This window comes from Georgenia ruanii, assembly GCF_009193175.1.
GTDB classification, from domain to species: Bacteria; Actinomycetota; Actinomycetes; order Actinomycetales; family Actinomycetaceae; genus Georgenia; species Georgenia ruanii.
The window spans coordinates 298095-319489 of sequence record NZ_VUKE01000001.1 but is presented as its reverse complement, the minus strand read 5'-3'; the positions used below and the strand labels follow the sequence as shown (position 1 = coordinate 319489).

General features: G+C 67.6%; 19 protein-coding genes. 9 read left to right on the top strand and 10 right to left on the bottom strand.

Going from position 1 to position 21395, the window contains the following annotated elements; translation table 11 throughout:
• Window positions 1-147 precede the first annotated feature (147 nt).
• From GD880_RS01510 to GD880_RS01495, 4 genes are all read left to right on the top strand, one after another.
• The gene (locus GD880_RS01510; RefSeq protein WP_152229852.1) at window positions 148-1635 is read left to right on the top strand and encodes a hypothetical protein; all 1488 of its coding nucleotides are present in this window, start codon (window positions 148-150) and stop codon (window positions 1633-1635) included.
• The gene (locus GD880_RS01505; RefSeq protein ID WP_152229851.1) at window positions 1632-3683 is read left to right on the top strand and encodes a hypothetical protein; all 2052 of its coding nucleotides are present in this window, start codon (window positions 1632-1634) and stop codon (window positions 3681-3683) included. The genes GD880_RS01510 and GD880_RS01505 overlap by 4 nt, the downstream gene beginning before the upstream one ends.
• A 2-nt stretch (window positions 3684-3685) precedes the next feature.
• Window positions 3686-4123 carry a hypothetical protein gene (locus GD880_RS01500; RefSeq protein ID WP_152229850.1) on the top strand — a complete coding sequence of 146 codons (438 nt, stop codon included), beginning with the start codon at window positions 3686-3688 and terminating at the stop codon, window positions 4121-4123.
• A 587-nt stretch (window positions 4124-4710) separates the two neighbouring features.
• Complete coding sequence (locus GD880_RS01495; protein ID WP_193314309.1) at window positions 4711-5343, top strand: hypothetical protein; 633 nt, start codon at window positions 4711-4713, stop codon at window positions 5341-5343.
• Window positions 5344-6398: 1055 nt separating this feature from the next.
• Here GD880_RS01495 and GD880_RS01490 read toward each other — a convergent pair.
• Genes GD880_RS01490 through GD880_RS01485 form a run of 3 tightly spaced genes read right to left on the bottom strand, consistent with a single transcriptional unit; the run spans window position 6399 to window position 7724 of the window.
• A complete protein-coding gene (locus tag GD880_RS01490; protein ID WP_152229848.1) occupies window positions 6399-6884 on the bottom strand; it encodes a hypothetical protein in 486 nt (161 codons plus the stop codon).
• 18 nt (window positions 6885-6902) lie between these two features.
• Window positions 6903-7283, bottom strand: a complete 381-nt coding sequence (locus tag GD880_RS20555; RefSeq protein WP_226909294.1) for a DUF6226 family protein — start codon at window positions 7281-7283, stop codon at window positions 6903-6905.
• A 6-nt stretch (window positions 7284-7289) separates the two neighbouring features.
• Window positions 7290-7724 (bottom strand): hypothetical protein, encoded by a 435-nt coding sequence (locus GD880_RS01485; RefSeq protein WP_152229847.1) that lies wholly within the window; start codon window positions 7722-7724, stop codon window positions 7290-7292.
• 268 nt (window positions 7725-7992) lie between these two features.
• Between GD880_RS01485 and GD880_RS01480 the strand changes: the two genes are divergently transcribed.
• Window positions 7993-8973 (top strand): S41 family peptidase, encoded by a 981-nt coding sequence (locus GD880_RS01480; protein WP_152229846.1) that lies wholly within the window; start codon window positions 7993-7995, stop codon window positions 8971-8973.
• Between the two features lie 565 nt (window positions 8974-9538).
• Window positions 9539-9931 carry a hypothetical protein gene (locus GD880_RS01475; RefSeq protein WP_152229845.1) on the top strand — a complete coding sequence of 131 codons (393 nt, stop codon included), beginning with the start codon at window positions 9539-9541 and terminating at the stop codon, window positions 9929-9931.
• Window positions 9932-10267: 336 nt separating this feature from the next.
• Here the strand turns inward: GD880_RS01475 and GD880_RS01470 are convergent, their stop codons facing one another.
• Window positions 10268-10585: a hypothetical protein gene (locus tag GD880_RS01470; protein ID WP_152229844.1), complete on the bottom strand. Its 318-nt coding sequence runs from the start codon at window positions 10583-10585 to the stop codon at window positions 10268-10270.
• 642 nt (window positions 10586-11227) lie between these two features.
• Here GD880_RS01470 and GD880_RS01465 point away from each other — a divergent pair.
• Window positions 11228-11842 carry a hypothetical protein gene (locus GD880_RS01465; RefSeq protein WP_152229843.1) on the top strand — a complete coding sequence of 205 codons (615 nt, stop codon included), beginning with the start codon at window positions 11228-11230 and terminating at the stop codon, window positions 11840-11842.
• Window positions 11843-12082: 240 nt separating this feature from the next.
• On the opposite strand, the gene GD880_RS01460 is transcribed toward GD880_RS01465, so the two are convergent.
• Both GD880_RS01460 and GD880_RS01455 read right to left on the bottom strand, forming a co-directional pair.
• A complete protein-coding gene (locus GD880_RS01460) occupies window positions 12083-13864 on the bottom strand; it encodes an SIR2 family protein (RefSeq protein WP_152229842.1) in 1782 nt (593 codons plus the stop codon).
• Between the two features lie 733 nt (window positions 13865-14597).
• Window positions 14598-14789, bottom strand: a complete 192-nt coding sequence (locus GD880_RS01455; protein ID WP_152229841.1) for a hypothetical protein — start codon at window positions 14787-14789, stop codon at window positions 14598-14600.
• A 526-nt stretch (window positions 14790-15315) separates the two neighbouring features.
• Between GD880_RS01455 and GD880_RS01450 the strand changes: the two genes are divergently transcribed.
• Complete coding sequence (locus tag GD880_RS01450) at window positions 15316-15519, top strand: hypothetical protein (RefSeq protein WP_152229840.1); 204 nt, start codon at window positions 15316-15318, stop codon at window positions 15517-15519.
• A gap of 493 nt (window positions 15520-16012) precedes the next feature.
• Here the strand turns inward: GD880_RS01450 and GD880_RS01445 are convergent, their stop codons facing one another.
• Window positions 16013-16549 (bottom strand): hypothetical protein, encoded by a 537-nt coding sequence (locus tag GD880_RS01445; protein ID WP_152229839.1) that lies wholly within the window; start codon window positions 16547-16549, stop codon window positions 16013-16015.
• A gap of 65 nt (window positions 16550-16614) precedes the next feature.
• A complete protein-coding gene (locus GD880_RS01440) occupies window positions 16615-17019 on the bottom strand; it encodes a hypothetical protein (protein ID WP_152229838.1) in 405 nt (134 codons plus the stop codon).
• 258 nt (window positions 17020-17277) lie between these two features.
• On the opposite strand from GD880_RS01440, the gene GD880_RS01435 reads away from it, so the two are divergent.
• Window positions 17278-19224 carry an AAA family ATPase gene (locus GD880_RS01435; RefSeq protein ID WP_152229837.1) on the top strand — a complete coding sequence of 649 codons (1947 nt, stop codon included), beginning with the start codon at window positions 17278-17280 and terminating at the stop codon, window positions 19222-19224.
• Window positions 19225-19552: 328 nt separating this feature from the next.
• Here the strand turns inward: GD880_RS01435 and GD880_RS20180 are convergent, their stop codons facing one another.
• Both GD880_RS20180 and GD880_RS01430 read right to left on the bottom strand, forming a co-directional pair.
• Window positions 19553-19720 (bottom strand): hypothetical protein, encoded by a 168-nt coding sequence (locus GD880_RS20180; protein WP_193314308.1) that lies wholly within the window; start codon window positions 19718-19720, stop codon window positions 19553-19555.
• 63 nt (window positions 19721-19783) lie between these two features.
• Window positions 19784-21301, bottom strand: coding sequence for a PucR family transcriptional regulator (locus GD880_RS01430; RefSeq protein WP_152229836.1), 1518 nt, complete (start codon window positions 21299-21301; stop codon window positions 19784-19786).
• Window positions 21302-21395 lie beyond the last annotated feature (94 nt).

Sequence of the window (21395 nt, the reverse complement as noted above, 5' to 3'; positions counted from 1 at the left end):
GACTCGAGTGGGGCCCGATGCGTTCAGACAGAGACCAACGGCATCAGGGCGACGATGCGCCTTCAGCCGAGCGATTACCAACATGTCAGGCTTGCCGAAGCGGTTGCTGACGCGTTCGCGGGGGTGTTCGTAGAGGTTCCTGGGAGTGTGAATACACTCCTGGCCGCTATTAGATCGTTCTTGTCGTTCGTTTGCGCCCAGCCAACCGCTGCGGGGCACACGCTTGCTGTTGTCGACCTCCGAGCACGGCATTTGGATGCCTGGGAGATGGCACAGATGGCGTTCCAGAAGCAGGAGCGCACGGACACGCGGTATCGGCATGTTGTGCATCTCTTCGCGCTGCTGCGCCGCATGGAGGAGGACGCGCCGGGAACGCTGCACCCGACGGTCGTACGGCGCCTCGAGAGTGGCACACGCCTGAGTCACATCCGCCGACCGGGTGAACCCGAGTTCACCACCGACGAAATCCGCGCCATGCGTGGCGCTGCACACCGGCTGGTGTTTAGCGCCCTGCGCGCTCCGGCCGCTACGTCGACACGCCGAGCACCGAACCCGGACGTCGCGGTGGCGCTACATGTGTTGTGGAGCCTGTCAACGGGTGAGCCGCCTGAGGTGATCCGCGCGGTGACCTTCGAGGATATCGTCGCGACCACCGACCCCACGCACGATGCCGCCGCCGCCGGCATGGGGCACCTGGAGCGGCTGATCCACCTCGCCGAGCGTGACGCCGTCGACCAGTACGCGGTGACCTTCGTCAAGGCCCGGGCCGGCCAGCGCTACGAACGCATCTACCGGCGCGCCAATCGCGCCGCCCACCACGCCATCACCGCGACGGTCCGGCTGACCGGCCCGGCCGCCTCCCGTGGCGATACCGGCGCCGTGTGGCTCACGAGCGCCGACCCAGGTCCCCCTCCGCTGGCGGAGCGGGCCGACTGGCGCGACCTGCCCCTGGAGGTCTGGATCGCGCGGCACGTGCACCGCCGGCCCATCTCGCTGCCGCATGTCTACCGACGCTTCCGCAAGACGGCGACCACCCGGGAGGCCCTCGCCGCCCCCACCCGGTACCTGCGCGACGGGCGGCGACACACTCCCGGGGTCTTCTTCTCCCACTACACCACCTCCGAGATCCTGCGGGCCAGCGCCGGGCGCATCCTCGTCGACGCCATCAACGAGCAGTTCGACAACGCCGTGCGCCTGACCGTCATCACCCCCGAGGCCGAGAACCTGCTTCAGCACGGTGCCCACGTCGACCAGGTCGACGACGCCACCTTCGCCGACCTGGAGCAGGGCACCCTCGAAACCACCGTGGCCGCATGCCGCGACCCGCTGGCCTCTCCGCACATCCCGCACGGACACGCCTGCCCGGTCTCCAGCACCGGCGACTGCTTCGCCTGCCCCAACGCCCTGGTGCTCAAACGGCACCTGCCCGCCGCGGTCCGGCTCGCCGAACTGACCGCACCCGAGCGCGCCGCCAACATCGAGGTCTGGAAGGCCAGGTGGCGCGCCGTCCACGAGTCGATCACCCAGGTCATCCTCCCTGCGTTCCCTCCCGAGGACGTGGCCGCCGCCCGTGCCGCCGCCGCGGACGTCGTCCTGGATCCCACCCTGCACAACGACCTGGGAGAAGTCCCATGACGGCACCCATCTCTCGGCGCGAACCGGCCCGTTGCCCCTTCGACGACACCGAACCGGTCTTCGCCGGCACCGACGACGGCCCGAGATTCGGCGACCTCGTCTGGGACCTGCGGCCCGTGATCGTCCGCGCCAGCCAGGCCGAAAAGACGCTCACGCTCGAGCGCATCGTCGGCTCCTACCAGCAGGTCGCGCGCGAACTCCTGATGGTGCTGGCTCAGCCGACCCATCCGGCGGTCGTGGCGGCCGGCATCGTCCGCCGGGCGCGACCGGCCGCCTCAACGAAACTGATTGATATCACGAGCCACATGGCCGTCCTCAGCCAGTGGGCACACTCCCGCCACCTCGACGCCCTGTCCGACTGGACCCAGGAGGACGCACACGCCTTCCTGCGGGCCCTCGAGACCGGCCAGGCCACCAAGACAGGCCAGCCGCTCGCCGCGGGCACGGTCCGCCAGTACGTCACGCTCCTCAAGTGGCTACGCGAGTACGCCGCGATCTTTAGCGGCGGCGGCCTCGGATTCCTCCCGTGGGGCCCGGTCCCGGCCGCCCGCGTCGCGCGATACCGCGCGGGAGTTGCCAACGAGACCCCGCCGATGCCCTGGGCGATGTGGGCCCCCTTGGTCGCCGGCGCCTGGAAGGTGGTCAACGAGTTCTCCGACGACATCATCGCCGCGTGGGCGGCGTTTCAGGCATTGGCCCCCGTTGCCACCGGGGCCGCCGGTGACAAGGGCCTCGCCGTATTGCGCCGGTGGGCCGAAGCCGGCAACAAGGTCCCGCTGCACACCGGCTACGGACGCGACGGTCACGACCGCGGCGGAGCGAACAGGTCGTTGCTCTGCAAGATGGCGGGACTAAGCGCCTCGCTCATCATTCGGCAGGCACACCCGTCATTCCGGCAGGCCGCCGTCGACTATGTCGACGACTGCGCGACTGACCCGGAGCGGTCCGCCTTCGGCGGCCTCTACCGGCCGACCGCCCCGGTCACGCAGCCGGACGGTACGACCACCCTTTGGGTGGACGAGATCGGCAGCGGCGAGGCGACCTACTTCTACGGGATGCTGCGTGGCGCGTGCTATGTCGTCCTCGCCGCCCTCACCGGCATGCGGGACAGTGAGATCCATGAACTTCGGCGAGGCGCCATCACCGAGAGCGACGGCCTGCCGGCGATCAAAAGCACGCAGATAAAGGGCGTCGCCTCGGAGATCGGCGTCGACCGGGTCTGGTGGGCGCCCAACCCCGTAATCCGCACCATCGAGGTCCTTGAGCGGCTTTCCCCGCATCCCACGCATCTGTTCGCCCGCGCGGCCGACAACGCCGGGACGTACGTCTACGACCGCGACGTGGCCCGTCTCCTCGACTTCATCAACGCCGACCCCTCTTACCGCATCGGCCGCGGCGCCGGCCTGGGCCTTCAGCGGGTCGACACCTCCTCGCGCACGCCCATCAACCAACAAACTCTGCGCCGCTCCTTCGCCATCCTCGCCGCTCAGTACCCCGGTGCAGAGATCGGCCTCGGCATCCAACTCGGCCACGCCGCCCTACGGATGACCAGCCCGTACATGAACGACTCCCAGCAGGTCGTCACCCAACTGTTCGACGAGGAACGGAAAACCCTCGCGCGGACAGAGGCGCGCGCCGTCGTCACCGGAACGGGCGGTGTCAGCGGGAAGCGTGCCGGCGAGATCCTCACCCTGCGCGCCCAGGTGGTACTTGACCCGTCCCGAGCGGACAGCATTGCCGACGCACTCGGCGAGAACTACCACCTGGGCACCTTCAACGACTGCATGTTCGCGGCAGACCGGGCCGGCTGCGGGCCAGAAGGACCCCATCTTGCATCCCACCACTGCGCGACCACCGCCTGCGCCAACGCCATGTTCTTCGAGCGCCACCGACCCACGCTGCAGGCCCAGATCGACCAGATCGATGCCTGGCTCGCCCGCGGGATTGGACACCCGGCCCTCGTCGAGCAGTATCGCGACAGACGGGCCGAACTCGCCGCGCTCCTTCGCAACCTCGACGACACCTCCACCGCGCCGGCGAAAGACTGACTATGGCCATCCCGAAGCCCGTCTCGGACCAGATCTTCGAAAAGATCCTCGCCGCCATGCGCCGCATCGAGGCCGATCCCGAACTGCGGCGCACGAAGCGCCAGATCGAGCAGATCGCCGGCGTCTCGCACGACGCCGTCGCCCGCGCCTTCCGCCAGGACGCAACCAACGACGGCAAGCCATGGGGCCTCAACGAACGATACGCACGGCTGAGCGCCGGCACCTCCGCTAGGCGCAGCCCCCAGGAGGCAGAGAGCCACGCCCTCCAGCGGCAGTTGAACGAGAAGAACCAAGAGATCCGGCGGCTCAACGACGCGCTCGACGCGTACGCCATCGCCCTCTTTGCGCACACCGTCAATGCGGAGCAGGAACGCAACCGCACCGTGCGGCAGAGCCAAGATCCCATTCCCATCGGCACCAACCGGCCCCGCCGCCGCTGACCACCTGATGCGTAGGCTCCGGCCGTTGTGGCAAGCGCGGCGGCGGAGAGCCCCTCATCGAAAGGCAGAGCGGCCGGGAATGACCCCGGAATGATTGGATGGCGGCGACATCCATTCATTCATCTGGCCAGGCCGTGCGTTGGCCGTCGGCCAGGCCGTGCGTGGCCCCCCGCGCCCCAGTTAGCGACCCCGAGGCCAGCCACTCGGGAAGCGCGGGTGTCGAGCACCTGGGCCGTGGCGGCTTCGGTCGCCGAGGGACGGTCTCCCCTGCGACCCCTCCGACGGCGAAGCCAGCCCAAACGCGGGACGCGGCCCGATGCCTCGTGAGATGAATGCATGCACATTGCCGACATTCATCGATTCAACGAGGAGCACCGTTGACCACAACTCTGTGTGCCTATCCCGGCTGCACCCTTCCCCGCCGGGCACGCGAGGCGCCCACCGGCCCATCGCCGCGCTACTGCACCACTCCCGGCCACGACGCCGCCGGAGCCCGATCCCAGCGACGAGCGGTTGCCAAGCGGGCCCAGGAGGCCGCTGGCGGTGGCGCCGCGGCCCTGGCGAGCGATCTTCCTCCAGAGGGGCGAGTGCGGACGCTGGTAGCCCGATGGGCCAAGGTCACCGCCGAGTCCGCCGCAGCCGCGCAGGCGCAGGCTGACCTGCTGGCCGACGCGGAGACCGCGCTGCGTGAGTGGGAAGACCCGGCCATGGTTGAAGCAGCCCTCCACGAGGCCGCCGCGCAGGTCCAGAAGGCCGTGGCGGCTCAGGAACGCGCAGAGCACGACGCCCGGACGGCCCGGGCAGACGCTGAGCGAGCAGCGGAAGAAGCCGCGGCGGCTGAGGAGCGAGCGACCGCCGCCGAGGAGCGGGAAGTGGAGACTCGCCAGGAGGCGAGAGCGCGAGTCGAGGCAGCGGAGCAGCGGGTCGACGAAGCCGAAGAACAGCGGACGGTCGCTGAGGCGGACCAGCGCGAAGCCCTCCAGGCGGCGAAGATCGCCGAGGAGCGTGCTGCGCAGGAGGGTCGCCGCGCTGAGCGCGCTGAGGAAGGCGCCGCCGCAGCCGCTTCTACTGCGCAGGACGCCGCCGTCGCCCTCGGAGTCGCCCAGGCCAAGTGCGATGAAGCCGTCGGGCGGGCAGAGCGTGCCGAGGCAGCCGCGTCTGCGGTCCATGAGAGCCTCGGCGCATTGCGTGCCGAACTTGACCGCCTGCGTTCCAGGTGAGGGAGCCGATGCTCTGAGGGGGCGACGTGGCACCCCGCCCCATCAGCGGCCGCTTGCAGCAGCCGTCCACCGCCAGCCGCCGCCAGGCGCCGGTCTTGGTCTTCGCAGCAGCACGGCAGTGGGGAAGGTCGGCGCGGGGGGAGGTCCTGCCCTATGCCAGCGCCGAGAGGCGGGGACGAAGCACGTCGCGGAGGTCAGCGGCCGCCGCCAGGAGTGCCTCGCTCACCAGGAGCGTGGTGGGAGAGAGGTCCCAGTACCGCTTGCCTTGGGTGGGGATGGACTCGATGGCGTAATCGAACGGGGCCGCTTTGCGGCCGAGGGATTGTTCGATGTCCCTGACGAGGTCTCCGACAGCGGGTCCTGGGGACCCGTGCGCTGGTGGCACGCGGCGGTGATCGGTGGTCCTTCCGCCACGAAAGTGCTGGACGGAAGAGCGCCTGCTGCGCGGTTCGCAACTCCGCGCCGAGGGTGGAAGTGAAGTCGGGGCCATCGATTGGTGGCGTCGTTCGCTCTGGCCGGTTCGAGATCAGTGTCGCCCACCACGCTCGCCACTGCTCCGTGGTGGCTGAGGCCTGAGGGCTGGACCATCCGTCGGGCGTCCAAGAGGCAACTGCGGGTTCGAGCGGCGGGTACTCCTGCGCTGCGGCGAGTCGGAGAGCGTCGCGCACCTAGAGCGCGAAGAAGAGATCAATGGGATCGCTGATGCTCACCGCCCAACTGGGCCCGCTACCGAACCGCATCGCTCCTCCTGCCTCCGCGTCTCAGCGATCCTTTTGGGGGCGGACGAAACGCACGGCAGAAGGCGAAGGTGGCGAACAATACCGCCGCGGCGGTGAGCCCCCACGCGCCAACCATGCTGAGGGCTGGGCCAGTCGTGCAGAAACTCTCCGCCTGGATCACTGGGGCGTAGTCAAAGCAACGGACGCGCTGCACCCCGAACGCCACGAGCGGAATCACGATCAGGACAACAGTGGCGCTGACGATCCAGCGGCCACCGTGCCTCGACGTCCCGCCCAGCCTCATGCGGTGACGATAGCGACCTGGGAGGTCCAGCCTCAGTGGAGCCGGATCTCGCATTCCTTGCCCGTCGGCGCCCCGTCCAACGTGAACTGGAGCGTCAGCCTGCCGGCGGTGTCGGGCGGTGCGGGGGCATAGATCCATGCCGCGTCCCACTCGGTACCGTCCCCGGCCACTCGGCCGGCGATCAGCCGGTACGCGGTGTCGATGTCGTCACTGACGGTGGCTTGCACCCGCTCCAGCACGGGAACGCCGGGCATCGTCGGCGGGCCGGCGGCGGCGTCTGGTCCTTCGGTCTTGAGGCGCTCAGCCCACATCTCGCGGGCGTCCAGGAACAGATTGTCGCGACGCTGGGTCTCAGGTCCCCGCACCCCCGCCAACCTGACCCCCAGGCCTGTGCCGCCCCGCGGGTATCCAGGTCGGGAGGGGAACCTGGCGCGCAGAACGATGCCGGCGAAACGCACGTCAATGCCGTCGCTCGTCGCGACGAGCAGGTCGGCCGGTGCGGAAACGATCGTCGCCATCGACCCACCGTACGGGGGTCACTGTCTTTGGGAGTCTCCGCGCATGGGCCAGGGGCCCCAGCCGTGCCGCAAGGACCTCAGGCGGCGCCATCCCGCGACCAGGGCGGCAGCGCACAACCGCGTGCTGCTGCTTCCGTAACGTGACCCGTCGGGGGCGCCCGCAGCGCCATATCGACCCATGGTGCCGCCCTCGCACTCCCTCGCGGTACCCGCCCGCCGCGACAGCGAAGACCTGATCTCGTCGGCCTGCGACGCCGCGGTGTCGTCGCACGCGTCGCACCCGCAGGCCAGGTAAGGGGAGTTGTGCAAGGACCCCGGCGTGGACCACGACGCCGGGGTAGGTGTCGGGGCGACAGCGAAGAGCCTTACATCCCGCGGATGGGCACTATCGCGGCCCATAGGGGTTCATGCCGACGCGGCCGCGTCCGTCTGGGAAGGGCCGGTGGCTACCGCTCTTGCCGCTCGGAATTGGCGGACCCCCACCGCGATGGCGACACCGAGCCACGCCATCGCCAATGGCTGCACAAAGCCGCTGGCCATGGCGTTGCGCCAGCCGCCCACCCCGAACCAGACCATCCACTGCACCGGCAAAATGAACGCAAGCCCGGCCGCGAGAACGGTCTCTACAACCAACACGACCCAGGAGTGCCGGTATCGGCGCCCCGCCAGCATCACCGCCACAAACAGGGCGCTGATCACGGAGGCCACCACCCACGGCCGCCACAGGTCCCCCATCTCGCCGGGCGGTTGGGGCCGGCTGGTGACATACCACTCCGTGGCGCGCAACAGGGCCAACAGCACGAGAACGCGAGCCAGTTGCAAAGCAACCTTTCCTACCATTCGGCTTGCCCCTTCCCGGCACTAAAAAGAAGTCCGAGCCTATCGGCTCCCACTGACGTTCCCCAGAGGAATGGCCCCGCGAGGATGGCACTGAGCCGGTGATATCAGGGCACAGGGAAGACGCATTTCCGGTGACAGCGGAGATGAGCACCGCATCGTCATGATGACCGGTCGAGGCACTCCCGGCGCGATCGACGCAACCCTCCGCGGCCGCTACATGGCTCGGAAGGCCGCGCACACAATAGCGATCCTGTAGAATTGTCTGTCGATGAGCGGCAGCAAAGGACGCAAGGTTTTCGCTGCCGCCGCGTGCGCCGTGTCGGCAGGGCTCCTCGCGACCACCAGCACGCCGCGGCAGGACGCCCGAGAATATCTGGCGGCAGTTCTGCCGGTACTCGAGCAAGGCATCTACGCCGAAGGCGAGCAGTGGCACGACGTTCTCCGTGCCGCGTCGCGGGAAGCCACCGATGCGGTCGAACCGCGGGACGTGTACCGGATCCTCGCCATCCTGACGAGAACGGCCGGCGGTCACCACAGCCACTTCGAGCCGCCCACAGCGGGCGGCTTCATCGCGGCCTTTGGTACCAGCGCGTCCGAGTTCGTCGCACCGACGGTGCGCGTGGAAGACGGCATCGGAATCGTCACCGTCCCCGCCATCACCGCCCTGGATCAACGGCTTTTCGCTACCTACGTTCACGACGCGGTCGCCGGGATCATGACTCACCAGGACGAAGTGACGCGCGGCTGGATCATCGACCTCACCGCGAATACGGGCGGAGGGTTTGCCCCCATGCTCCTCGCGCTGTCACCTCTGCTGAACAACGCAGACCTGCTTGAGGTGGCCTACCCGGACGGGGAGGTCGATCGGGTGACCAAGCGCAGCCTCCGGGAATACTTGGTTTGGAATGGCGACCCCTACACGTCGGGCCTTGTCGACCTCCACGTCGATCACGCGCTACCGATCGCTGTCCTGCAGTCAGGGTTCACAGCCAGTGCAGCGGAAGGGACCCTGTTCGCACTGATGGCTCAGCCCAACACACGCTCCTTCGGCCAGCCCACCGGCGGATTCACCACGGCCAACGACACCGTGCCACTTCCAGACGGCGCCTTCATCGTCATCTCCACCGGATACATGCGCGCGCCACACAGCATCGCCCACGACGCACCGATCACCCCAGACGTGACCACCGTAAGAGGCGACGAGGTGCGCGAAGCCGCGGAGTGGCTCCAACACAAGGGAGCCAGATGATGCTTTCCATCGAGGCAAATATAACCAAAGCGAGAAGAACTGTCGGGTGACGGTGGAGACAAGAGTGGAATGTCCCCACCCCTGCCGTTCTGTCAGCCGAGTTGTGAGCAGACCCGGCAGTCGCTGCGGCAGCGCACTTGAGAGTACTTCTGGCCTCCCGGGCGGCGCTCCGATCCCAGATCGCCGCACTACGCGAGTGGGCTTTGGCGAAATCCGCCGAGAGAGCGTTGCGCTTCGGCCCCATCCTCGAGGTGGTTGATTTCCGGCTGCTTGCCGGATCGCAACGCCGACGAGCACGGCCGGTCGTCAGGCCCTCTTCGCCGGGTCGGAGAGCGCGGACGCGGGTCGCGCCGCGGCGGGCTCTCGTGCTGTGGGCGAACTCCCGGCGCGGGGGTAAGCCGTCGTTACCTTGCCCGAGGCGAGGGGCCCTGAGCCGTCGCCACGGGGTGAGTCGGTGGTGGCGCGGTCCTGGCAGCCAGCGATGCACCACTCTCTCTTGAGAATGGCTCACCGGTACGGCCCGATATCCCGAGTCGTTGGTTGTCACGGATCATGTGGTGGCGCTGTGCTCTACGTTGGCGAGATGGGGAACGTGCGAGCGCTCACGGGGGACGCTGCGCGCACAGAGGCGGAGCGGAACTTCCTCCTCGCCCTCACCGCCTACTTCTCCCGCTGGGCTGTCCACGATGTGGCTCCGGACTCTTTCCAGGTGATCACGGCCATTCGTCCGTTGGTGGTCATGACCGACGTTCCCGGGGTGGCTGTCCCGCCCGGGCAATGCACGTTGCAGATCGGCTACTGGGACGACGACCGGGGATGCCGGGCACTACAGGGTGAATGGGGAGACGACCATCTGCTCGACAGTCATGAGTTCAGCAGCGACGGGTTGACGGTCTTCGGGCTTATCGAGGAGCCGGAGACCTACAGGATGCTGGCCGCGAAGTGGCTCGAACGCTAACTGCTGCGCCCCGGTGGAACGCCCGGACTGGTTGCGGGATGGCACGATCGTGCGGTCTCACTGGGTGTTGCCGGACACCGGCAAGCGGATCGGGCGGACTCGCGACAGGGTGCGGTTCTTGCGCGGTTCCCCGGACCGCATCACGCGGGTACGCGGGTAAGCAGGACCGCTCAGGCGGTGGAGAAGTTCTCACTGTGCACGTCTGATCGAACTCGTCCTGCTTATGAAAGTTGGTAGAAGAGTAGATGAGGGCCCGCTGCCGCCCGTTCGGCGGGGTGAGGACCGTACCCCGTCGTGCCCCTCAAGGGCGCTCATGGGGACAGGTCGGCGTCTTGCTTACCGTTGCGGCGGGATGGGCGACGGGACTGGGTTCTGAAGGACTAGGCCCCGCTCGTCCCCCACCGAGAGGATCGTGTGCGCGTCGAGGTTGAGCGTGTCACCGGGATGCAGGTTGAGTGTCGTAGTTCGGCGCACCCCGTTGATCGCATTCAGGTAGGCGAGGTTGACGCACAGCCGTGCGGCGATGAATGCGCCTATATCGCCGGGAGCCACGGTGTAGGCAACTGGCGTTCCTTCATCGTCCAGGGTGACCGTGCCGTTTGCGTACTGGCGTGGGCCACCATCAACGGGAATCTGTTGCTTCCAGCCGCTCACCTGTTCGGGATCCCCGGGTTCCGCGAACTCCAAGTCGGGGCAATCGCCGCCCTCAGCCGCTGGGGCTCTCGGAGTCGGCGCTGGCGAGGAGGCACTCGGAGCGGGCGCCGGAGAGGAGGGGGCGGGCTGGTTCACGACAGGGGTCGGGTCGGGAGCGCTCGCCGCGCTGGTGTCCGGCGCCGCGGTGCAGGCCGGAGAGATGAACGCGACGGCGCACGCCAACGAAATGAACGTCGTCCTTCGACCCATGTCATCTCCTGCCCGCGTCGTTGCGCCAAACGGAATAGCCATAAAACTAACTGATCTTTCAAGAGTGTGGGTGGCGTCACCGTCCGTTCCGATCCAATGGTGACGACGCCTCGCCACTGTGTTGAAGTTGGGCGCGTCCGCACGCCCGGTTCGGAATGGCCCGAATGCCCTCCACTGCTTCGGTACGCGCCCGTCGTCATCGGGTGATGCCTGGCCCGTCCAGCCGAATGCCTCTCAACCCGCAAACGAGCCCGGTACAACCGACCGTCCAGCGCGGGCACGCCGTCATCCCGAGCATGCGTGCTCTACCCTCACGAAAATCTCACATTCCCTTCCGATAGACATGGCGCCGCGCCCAATACGTTGGACACCCGGCCACGAATTGAGGAAGCCATGGCTTCTGGAACGACCCCGCCACAGCGACGGATGCGCTTTCACCTCAGGGTGTGGGCGTCCTTCACTGCAGTCGGCTCGGTCGTCGTCGGGCTCCTCATCAAGTCTCGCTCCGATGGGTGGAAGATCATCGTCGACGGTCACGACTATGTCGTCGATCTTGCCGCTTGGGCCGTCCTTGTCGTGGCCATCTCCGGGCTGCTTCTTACCGCCGGCCGTCTCGCCGCCACTGGTGCGTCTCCGACCGGTCGCACGGACAAGGTCGTTTTCACGGTGCTTGTCGTCATCCTGTGGGGTGCTGGTGCTGTGGCCGGCGTCTTGGCGCTCTTCATCACGAACTTCGGCAACTACTACCGTCTCGAAACGTCAATGAGCGATCGCCACTGGCTGGTCGAGAGAGGTCCAGCACTCGGGGACGTCAGTTACGATCTCTATGTATCCCCTGACGGCATCCGTTATCGGTTCAGTCGTCCTATGGGGCACAGTCGTGCCGAGTGGGACCCGTTCTCCCCCGGCGACTACCAAGTCATGAGGGAAGACGGAAGGTTGCTGCTGCGCTACCCGACCGGACCGGACCGAGAGAATCTTGCTGAGATCGTTCTCGAGGAGCACTAAGGGACCCGCTCCAGACGAGTTCATGGGCGAAAGGCCCTGCCTCGGTTCGACACCGTACTTCTGAGCCTTCCAGGCGCATCGCAATTGGGTCGCCGAACTTCCCTACTGCGCTCTCCTTGGCTGCCATGCGGCCGCTCCTGCCCTGCTTGCCTGCTGTCGGGCTGTCGTCCTCGGACCCCACCGCGCTAGAGAGTGACGTGATCCCCGCCCGTCACTCTCTAGCGCGGGGTGGTCGTTCTGTCAGAAGCGGTCCCGGTAGTGTGCGAGCACCTCTCGGTGCTGAGTCAGGACGATGTCCAGGTCTTCGGTCTGGAGCAGGGCCGGCCATGGCCAGTCGCGGCTTCGTTCGCCGGCCTGACGGAACGCGACTTCCGCGAACGGCACGCCCTCGTGGGACCACCTGTCTTCGTGTGCGTACTCGCCGCTCAACGCGCGATATCTGCCGAGGCCCTTCGAGTGCTCTTGGATCAGCCCGAGGCGGTACTCGTATCCGTGGAAGGCCTCCACGTAGTCCGCGTCGAGCGGGATGAAGGGTTCGAAGAACCTGCGGATGTCAGCCTTGAGCAGGTGGCTGGCTGGGTAGAGCCAGCGTTGCCCTTCCCATCGTGGCATGTTGTTAACCAAGTCGGCCGCCAGCACCCGGTTTGGGTGCATGAGTTGTGCAGCCTCCGTTGGGTCAGCGGTGCCCATCCGTCCACGTCCTCGCACTTCGGTGGCGAGGCGGATGATGAGCGGTTCTCGATCGCGCCGGACGCTGGCGACACCCATCGCGGTCATGGCCAGGAGCCCAGGCCAGAGTCGGGCGTGGTCCAGCCAGCGGATAGCCGAGGAGATCGGCGTTGTGCCGGCGTCGACGAGCCGTTGGAGCACGTCTATCCAGAGGCTGTCGTGGATGCCGTCTTGGTCATGCCACACACCGGTCGTGAGCATGTGGATGAGCGGTGCAACAGCCTCTCGGTAACCCTCGTAGATCCCCTGGGCCTGGGCGGCGTCGAGGCCGTTCAAAGGCTGGGCGGCAATGTGGTCGGCGACCTCGTTGGCCGCGTTCATAACCAGGTCGTGTAGGTCAATGCGGTGGACGGGGTCAGGGAGGTATCGCTTCACCCGTGCCACTGCCATGGCAGTGGTGAGCGGCGGCTGGGACAGCCGCTCGAGCGCGTCGACGCTCGCGACGAGATCATCGAAGAGTTCGTCGGCTCCTGCCCCCCGTATCACCAATCCCTTGCGGTATCCGAGGACGCGTTGGGCTGTTCCGCTCTTGCTGCTGCGGCTGTCCCAGTACAGCGGGTATCGCCTGTTCGGGGATGTCTCGAGGGCGTTGACGAGGGCGGTGTCCCAGTCGGCTGACCAGCCGGAGATGATGAGGCCGTACTCGTCGAAGACTTGCCGTAGGAGCGTGTTCCACTCGTCGGGGTAGTCGTCGAGTTCCTCGGGCGTGTTGCGCGTGCCGAGGTCTTTGTAGTCGCCGTGGAGTTTGATGACAGTGGCTTCGGCGTGAGCGAATGGGGCCATGCCGTTCACGGCTTCCGGGCGAGTTATGACCTGCGGGGCGATCCCTGCCGCGTCGAGTGCCTGCTCCATGAGTCGGTCGAAGTTGGTGGTCAAGATGACGCGAACGAGACCTCGTTTCACGAGTTGAGCGATGGCGTGGTGGGCCCGACTGGGCACCTTGATCCCTGCGTCTCGGTCCTCATTGGAGGGTTCGAAGAAGCGAGCGAGGAGGCCCTGCCGGGCAGCGGCGGTAGGAGCAAGGGTCTGTAGCAGCGAGGCATACCCCAGGTCGCCTTCTCCGTGGTCGGCCCACCAGGCCTCTGGGTCCTCTTGGGCCTGTTGGAGTGAACCAGAGTCGCCCGGTGCGGCTGCTGCCGCAGCGCGTCTCACGAGGTCCTGTACGACGCCCCAGCCCGTGGGGACACCAGCGCCGGTCGACACACCAGAGCCGAGCAGGACGGCGTATACGCCCGGTTGCGCGTGCATGGAGGTGGCGAGCATGACTGACGGGGAAAGGGCGTGGTTGGGCATGGAGTTCCTCTCTCTCGAACCGAGCCTACGGACAGGTTCCGACGTCTAGTCGAGGAGGCCGCCTCCCCGTTATCGGATGGCCCGCATCCCGTCTTCCCGTCGGGCGCCCGACGATGCGGGCCTTGGGCGGACTTGCGGAGCCCGGACGCCAGTCGGCTCCGGCAGGTGAGGTCTCCGGCCTCGGTGCGCGGGTATGGACACGCGCGGAGGTGAGGGGGAGGTCGCCATGTCGCGACTGCGACGCTGCTCAGCAGCCGACGTGCCGGCCATGGTTGGCGAGCGTTTCACTGAGCGCGCCACCACAGACGATGCAGCGCGGCCCCGCAACGGGAGGGACCGGGTGTCTGTCGCGACGGGCTTGCGGTAGACGGGCGGTCGTGGGGCAGGCTGCACCGGTGGCAGCAGCCCGGCCTTGCGAGCGGCCCACCGGGCGGCCCGCGCCTTCCGGTGGGCTTCGTCTTGGGCGGACGAGGCTGGCCGGGAAGGGTTCACCTGTCGGGGCCCAGTCGGCTTGGCGATGATGTGCGCCCGGATGGTGATGAGCGGCTCAGCGCGTCCGGGTCGGGAGCGATCGATGCGCAAGATCTGGCGGGCAGCCAGGTGGTCAAGGAAGGCGTTGATCGCCGCGATGTAGTTGGCCCGTCGTGGGACCTGATGGTCGTCAAGCCTGGGAACGGGAACAGCCCCAGCAGCAAGAGCGGCCGGGGCTGTTCCTCAGGTGAGCACCGAGGGGCTACTTGCCCCGGCCCGCGCCGTTACGGCTGGGGTCGACGAAGATGTACCCCTGGCCGGGCTTCGGGGTGGGCGGCAGCGGCTTGCCGAGGACGGCCGTGCGCTCCTCGCCCGTGCGGCCGCCGCGCGGCCCCACGATCTCCCACTGCCCCGAACCCGGCGCCGGCGTGCCCGGCTTGATCGGCTCCACCATGGTGTTGCCTCCTGTCCTGCACCCGGCCGCTGCTGATCAGACGCGCTGCCCGGCTCCTTATGCCGCGCACCGCGACCGTCCGCAGTAGGGTGAACGGAAGTTCTTCCCCAAGAACCATCCCGACCCCGGTTGGCCGTCGACCTTTACGGTTGGCAACTTGCCAGCCGGGGTCGTTGTGCATTCCAAGAATGCCCTATACCCCTGACATCTGTCCTTCACCCGCACACAACATGTCGTGGCGTGTCGCGGTGGTGGCCACTACATCTTGTGGTTCGGAGGTGGTTAAGTGTCTTCGGTGAACCCAATCTGGCAGCCTAACGTCCCTCGATGTGGGCTGGTCGTGGCAGGCTCACCGAGGAAGTCAACCGGTACACGTTCTCAAGGAGGAGAGCGCCATGGTCGTGAGTAGGGGCCTCGTGCCTAAGCGCTCCCGCGGCGTTCACACGGCTCACTGACGCACACACGTACCTTCCCTGTCGCTGTCTCCTGATTTCCTATGCTGTAACCGCAGAAGAGGAAGGTCGCGATGGCACTCACGTGGTACCCCCAACAGGGCCAGTCCCGCGAGGCCTTCCTCCGCGTCCTCTACCGGGCTGTGGCGCAGCGCGACGACCTCGGGACGATCCGGGAGGGCCTGCTCACTCGGATTGCCCTTGAGCAAGAGATGCCGAGGCTCATCGGACGCCTCGTCCCTGAGCCCTTGGTGCCGGAACTCGACACCATTCGCTGACTGTCGAGGGGGATAAGACGGGTCCACCGGCGGCTCCACCTGATATCCCCATAAGGTGTCTGTTCGGCGGTCGCTCGCGGCGCTGGAGGAGCCGGGCGCCCAGGTCTTCATCTGAGCAACCTGAGGCGCCGAGCGCCCGGAAAAACGGCGATGCGGCACAGTGATTACCTAAAACGTGCCGTCGTTCGGCCACTTCGTTGACGCGCGGGTTACCGGTACGAAAGGCAGGCAGGCATGAACGAGAGGGCGAGCCGGACTGCTCGGGCCCGAGCACGGGCACGCTCCGAACGGACTACGGGCGAGCGGCAGGCGATCCGCCGGCACGGTCGTCGTGGTCGTCCAGGCCCCACGGCCTGCCAAGCCGACCACGCGTCGCATGTCGCCGGAGGTGCGCCGTGGGTTCGAGGAACTGCTCGAGCAGTTGAACGCCGAGATCGCCGCGTCGAGGGAGTAGGCCGTCATCTCGCTGCCAGCCGTTCCCTGAGCGGGGCGCCTATCCGCCGGTGCGTTCGTGGAGGCTTTGGATCCACTCCTCGGGCAGCGCTGCGAGGTCCGTCGTGGTCGCCTCGGCCCACAGCAGTGCCAGTTGGGGCTTAACGACGCCGGGCAGGAGCGCTGCGGCGACCCGGCGCTGCTCGCTATCGGTGGGAAGGTCGGCCAGGCCAACCTCGCGAAGCCATGCGGCCGCGACACGGGGCGCGCCGCCAGGTCTCACCGGGTAGGCGCTTTCTGGGTCCCATGGGTTCTCGCTGGCGAACACGACGATGTTGAGCCCCTGGCCGCTGTCGGCGGGCAGCAGCGACGAGTCGCCGTCGGCGGGAACGAACGTGCGCTCGACGAACAGGCCCAGGCACAGCGGAAGAGGCCCCGGACCCGAGTACACGACGGCCGCCCAGACGCACGTCTGGGCGCTGCTCTCCTCGACCTCGATGACCCGGCAACCCGGCATCCCGCGATGCAGCGCGCGGACCACACTGTTGACGTCCGTGCGTTCCTGCCCAGGCGCCTCGACCCACGAATCCAGGATCACGCTGCACTCCATTCCGACAGTCGGCCCGGGGCAACCGGAACCGCAGGCTCATTCGCCGTCGTCAATCAGAATCCTTCGATGTCGCCCTGCGCCATGACGAACAGGTGCGGCTCCTCTTCGGTCCCCAGTAGCGATACCGGGGACGCCCCGTAGAGGCGCGCATCCGACCTGACCCACCAGGACGCCACGGCCCAGCCGTCGGTGCCCTTCGGATCGAGCAGTTCGTTCACGGCGCGCACGACCGGTCGAAGAGTCTTGGCGGTGACGTCGAACTGGAACGTCGGATACCGGACCACCTCACCAAGGGGCAGGCCGAGAAGCCCAACCACGCCACCGAGATCACCAACGCCCAGGAGGGCAGCGACCTCAGCGTTATCCATAAGGTCGACGGCATCAAGGACCGCCTGGCGTGCCTCCTGTAACGGCGCGCCGTGGGCGTCTGGAACTTCAGGTCGTGGCGGCATCGTCATCGAACACTCCTCTCTGGACTGCGAGCATCTCATCGTTGGTTCCCCTCTGCTCCCCTCTGAGTCAGGACGTGGGCATCGTCGCCCTCGCGGGTCGGTAGGGCCGCGTATCCGACCCCATTCGGCCCTGGTGCAATCCGGTTGCATGGGGTGAGGGGAGTGCTGGGCCGCCTATTGAGCCCCAAGGGTTGTCGGCGCCAATACGTACACTGACGGTCAGAATCTCCTGCTCGATCGTGGCAGCCACACAAAGGGGTAGAAATGCGACTCGCTCGGTTCCGAGTGCGGCACTTCCGTAACATCATTGACACCGGCTCCATCAATGTGGAGACAGATGTCACGTGCCTCGTGGGCATGAACGAGGCGGGCAAGACGGCCGTCCTTACTGCGCTCCACCGACTCAAGCCGGTCGACGGATCAACGTTTGTGACCCAGCACGACTACCCCCGATGGATGCTGGCAAAGGACCGGCGTGCGGACATCATCGGCGACGTCCGGCCGATCGAGGCGGTGTTTACCCTTGATGACGCCGAGAAGGAAATGATTGCCCAAGAGTTCGGTGAGGGCGTCCTGACGCATGATGAGGTCGCCGTCTACCGCAAGTACGACGACGTCACGCAATGGTGGGACGTCCCAGCCTCAGAACCGAACGCAGTGGAGGCGCTCGTCCAAAGGCTGGACTTGCCAGAGGACATCGCTGTGGCAGTCGGGGAAGCACGCACCTTTGACGACCTCCAGGCGCGCGTTCGAGACCTCGCCGACGAGGGCGACGCGGACGCGGGTGATCCGGACGAGGGCGAGGTTCGCGAGGGCGCCCAAGATCGGAAGGAGGCGTTGGCGCGGGTGACGAACGCTGTTGCCGACCTTGTGGGCGATGCGACGCTGGACAAGGCCATCAGCAATATGCTCAGCGCCTACCTGCCACACTTCTTCTATTTCGGCGAGTACAGCGTCCTTGACGGCAGGATCGACCTGCTCAGACTGGCGCAAGAGCAGCCGCAGGAAACAGGGTCGACATCGGACCAGACGGCACGCTCGCTGCTCGCTCTCGCAGAGACCACACCGCAAGCGCTGTCCTCAGACAACTATGAAGACCGGCGAGCGGAACTCGAAGCCGTCAGCAACGACCTCACCGAGCAGGTGTTCGAGTACTGGAAGCAGAATCCGAGCCTGCGCGTGCGGTTCGACATCGACCGGACGATCGAGAACGACCCCCAGGGGCACGCGCGCGTCACCAAGAACATCCTCGACATCCGCGTCGAAGACACCCGGCACCACTTCACGAACAACTTCTCGCAACGGTCGAGCGGCTTCCGCTGGTTCTTCTCATTCCTCGCCGCCTTCACCGAGTTCGAATCACGCAACGACAACCTCGTGATCCTCCTCGACGAACCCGGCCTCACCCTGCACGGCCGAGCACAGGCGGACCTCTTGCGCTTCATCAACGAACGCCTCGCCGCCGTCGCCCCCGTCATCTACACGACGCACTCACCCTTCATGGTCGAGACGGGCAACCTCCGCCGCATCCGCATCGTCGAAGACCAGGGACCCAAGGTGGGCTCCGTCGTGAGCCAAGAAGCACTGACGGTCGACGCAGACAGCCTCTTCCCACTCCAGGCCGCCCTCGGCTACGACGTCGCACAGCACCTCTTCATCGGAAGCCACAACCTCCTCGTCGAGGGTCCTAGCGACTTTCTCTACCTCGACCTCATCAGCCGTCACCTCGGCAACCAAGGACGGAGCAGGCTCGACGAGCGGTTGCGCATCCTTCCCGCAGGCAGTTCCTCGAACATCCCGGCGTTCGTCGCGCTCATCGGCCGGGAACTCGAAGTCACCGTCCTCGTCGACTCCGGCACCGAGGGCACAAACCGTCTCGAGGCAGCGATGGAAGCCGGCCGAATCCAACAGAACCGCCTTATCCGGGTCGGGGACATCATCGACGCCAAGCATGCCGACATCGAGGACCTGTTCACAGTCGAGGACTATCTTCCCCTCTACAACACGGCGTTCGGGCGTCGCGTCAAGGAGGAGAACCTGGGCGGCGGAGACCGCATCGTTCACCGCCTGCAGCAACTTCACGGCAAGTTCGACCACTACAAGCCAGCCGAGGTGCTCCTCCGCGACCCCAAGAGGATCGACGGGCTCAGCGAGACCACTCTGGACAACTTCGAAGCGCTCATCCAACGCATGAACCGCGTCCTCGAATAAGTCCGAAGGGGCTCACACCCCCTCACAGACGCGAGCCGCCGATGGCCGGCTGGCCGGAAGACACTTAGCCCACAGCGGCGCGCGTACCGCTGCGCGCTGGCGAACGACATCGGCGCAGCGAAGACACGTCGAGATTCCTATAAGCCTCCACCAGCCAGACAGGTGAGTGTCGTCCTGACACTCACCTGTCGCTGCTCCGTCGCTCCTGTCCTCCAGGAGAGCCGACCGCCCGCTCCGGGGAGGCCCCGGGCGAGCACGGTTGCGTTTCTGTGCCGTGGACCGCCGCCGCGACGGTGAGCCGCACGCAGCGGAGCCGAGGGGGCTGCGCTCACGGACGCGCCAGGAACCTGACGTAGAAGGCCCCGAAGACCAGCACGATGCCGACGTTCGCCATCAGCCGCGCCCAGAAATGGTTCCTGAAGAACAGGACGTCCGCGCCGACCACGACGACGACCATCGCGAGCACGTAGAGCACGGTGGTTGCTGATCGGCCCATGATTCCTCCTCCTCTGCGGGCCACCGTTGCCCAGCGGTGGCCCTCGGTGTCTCCTGCGCCTGGTCACGCGCCGCGGCGCTGACGCAGCCGCAGGGCCAGGTGCAGCGGCAGGGCGCGGTCCGTCCCGGTGGGGTCGCCGCCCAGGAGCCCGAAGGCGCGGTCCAGCCGCCCGTAGAGCGACTGGCGCTGCAGGTGCAGCAGCTCCGCGGTCCGGGTCTTGTTGCACCCGCAGTCGAAATAGGTCTCGAGCGTGTGCATGAGCGTCTCGCCCTCGACCGGGCGCAGCGCGAGGAGCATCGCCAGCTGGCCGCGGACGAACAGCTCCCGGCGGGCGTCCAGGCCCGGCGCGTCCAGCAGGTGCTCGACGGCGGCGGTGGTCGCGTCGACCGCCCAGCCGGGGCCGTAGGTGGGTCGGTCCCGCACGGCGGCCTCGGCCGCCTCCATGGAGGTCGCCACCGCGGCCAGGTCCGGGACGATCGGGCCCACCCCGACGCCCACCGCCTCGAGCTCCTGCACCCACGCCGTGAGGCGGGCGGCGAGGGCGTGCCGGCTGCGGGCCGCGCCGTGCCGGTCGGGCAGCGACATCACGATGCGCACCTGTGTCTCGGAGGCGTCCATCGCGACGCGCCCGTGGCGCTGGAGGAGCCCGTCGAGCCCCGGCAGCCCGGTGCTCGTGGCGGGGGTGATCAGCGCGAGGGCCACGACCGGGTCGGCCGGGTCGATCCCCACGATCTGCGCGAGCTGCGTCAGGCGGCGGCGCTCCTGCGGCCCCCCGGACGCCAACCGCGCGAGCTCGCTGCCGGCGAGCTCTCGGGTGGAGGGCGGGCGGGTGCGCAGCAGCGCCAGCCCGAGCGCCTCGCTGGCGCGCTCGCCGGCGACGCCCAGGAGGTCGAGGTCGCTGTCCGGGCCGGGCGTGAGCACGAGGGTGGCCGCGTGCGCCCCGCGCACGGTGATCCGCGAGGTCAGCCCGGCGACGGCCGGCGGCGGCTCGTCCTGCTCGTCCGGCTGCTCGTCCGCCGTGGCGGGCAGCTGGATCATGAGGCCGCCGCGGCTGTCGTAGAGGGCGGCCCCGGCGCCGGTGCGCCGGACCACCAGGTCCAGCAGCGCGTGGGCGTCGCGGCCCTGCGCGAGCAGCGCGGAGAGCGCGTGCGCGAGCTCGCCGCCGAAGCGCAGCCGGACCACCGAGGCGTTGACCAGCTCGGCGTTGACCGCCTCGGCCACGTCGACGAACGGGATGCGCCGTCGGAGCTCGACCACCGGGAAGCCCAGCCGCTCGGCCTCGGCCAGCAGCGGCGGCGGAACCTCCGGCAGCCCGCGGTCCGTCTCGATGCCCACGCCCGCGACCCGCCGCTCGGCCAGCTCGCGCACGTATCGCCGCTGGTCCTCCTCCGACGCCGCCCCGAGCATCCCCCCGCCGGTCAGCAGCAGCTCGCCGCCGCGCAGCAGGGCGGCGATCTCCAGGACCTCGCTGGAGTGGATCCACCGGACCCGGCGCTGCAGGCCGCCGGCGCCGGCCAGCACCCGGGGCTCGCCGCGCGCGAGGCTCGGGTGGCGTAGCACGGCCTCCAGCGTCAGGGGCATGACGAAATGTCAGCCATGTGGCGATTCATGGGGGACAGTGTGGGTCTTGTGTGGCGTGCTTCACAACCCGGAAGATTCTGCGCACGTGTCCAGG

What these genes read in the sequence shown, in the direction of transcription:
- GD880_RS01490 (WP_152229848.1), bottom strand. Translation starts at nt 6,884, where the DNA reads ATGGCGACGATCGTTTCCGCACCGGCCGACCTGCTCGTCGCGACGAGC.
- GD880_RS01465 (WP_152229843.1), top strand. Translation starts at nt 11,228, where the DNA reads ATGGCTTCTGGAACGACCCCGCCACAGCGACGGATGCGCTTTCACCTC.
- GD880_RS01450 (WP_152229840.1), top strand. Translation starts at nt 15,316, where the DNA reads ATGGCACTCACGTGGTACCCCCAACAGGGCCAGTCCCGCGAGGCCTTC.
- GD880_RS01505 (WP_152229851.1), top strand. Translation starts at nt 1,632, where the DNA reads ATGACGGCACCCATCTCTCGGCGCGAACCGGCCCGTTGCCCCTTCGAC.
- GD880_RS01440 (WP_152229838.1), bottom strand. Translation starts at nt 17,019, where the DNA reads ATGACGATGCCGCCACGACCTGAAGTTCCAGACGCCCACGGCGCGCCG.
- GD880_RS01480 (WP_152229846.1), top strand. Translation starts at nt 7,993, where the DNA reads ATGAGCGGCAGCAAAGGACGCAAGGTTTTCGCTGCCGCCGCGTGCGCC.
- GD880_RS01435 (WP_152229837.1), top strand. Translation starts at nt 17,278, where the DNA reads ATGCGACTCGCTCGGTTCCGAGTGCGGCACTTCCGTAACATCATTGAC.
- GD880_RS01455 (WP_152229841.1), bottom strand. Translation starts at nt 14,789, where the DNA reads ATGGTGGAGCCGATCAAGCCGGGCACGCCGGCGCCGGGTTCGGGGCAG.
- GD880_RS01500 (WP_152229850.1), top strand. Translation starts at nt 3,686, where the DNA reads ATGGCCATCCCGAAGCCCGTCTCGGACCAGATCTTCGAAAAGATCCTC.
- GD880_RS01485 (WP_152229847.1), bottom strand. Translation starts at nt 7,724, where the DNA reads ATGGTAGGAAAGGTTGCTTTGCAACTGGCTCGCGTTCTCGTGCTGTTG.
- GD880_RS20180 (WP_193314308.1), bottom strand. Translation starts at nt 19,720, where the DNA reads ATGGGCCGATCAGCAACCACCGTGCTCTACGTGCTCGCGATGGTCGTC.
- GD880_RS20555 (WP_226909294.1), bottom strand. Translation starts at nt 7,283, where the DNA reads ATGGGCCGCGATAGTGCCCATCCGCGGGATGTAAGGCTCTTCGCTGTC.
- GD880_RS01430 (WP_152229836.1), bottom strand. Translation starts at nt 21,301, where the DNA reads ATGCCCCTGACGCTGGAGGCCGTGCTACGCCACCCGAGCCTCGCGCGC.
- GD880_RS01460 (WP_152229842.1), bottom strand. Translation starts at nt 13,864, where the DNA reads ATGCCCAACCACGCCCTTTCCCCGTCAGTCATGCTCGCCACCTCCATG.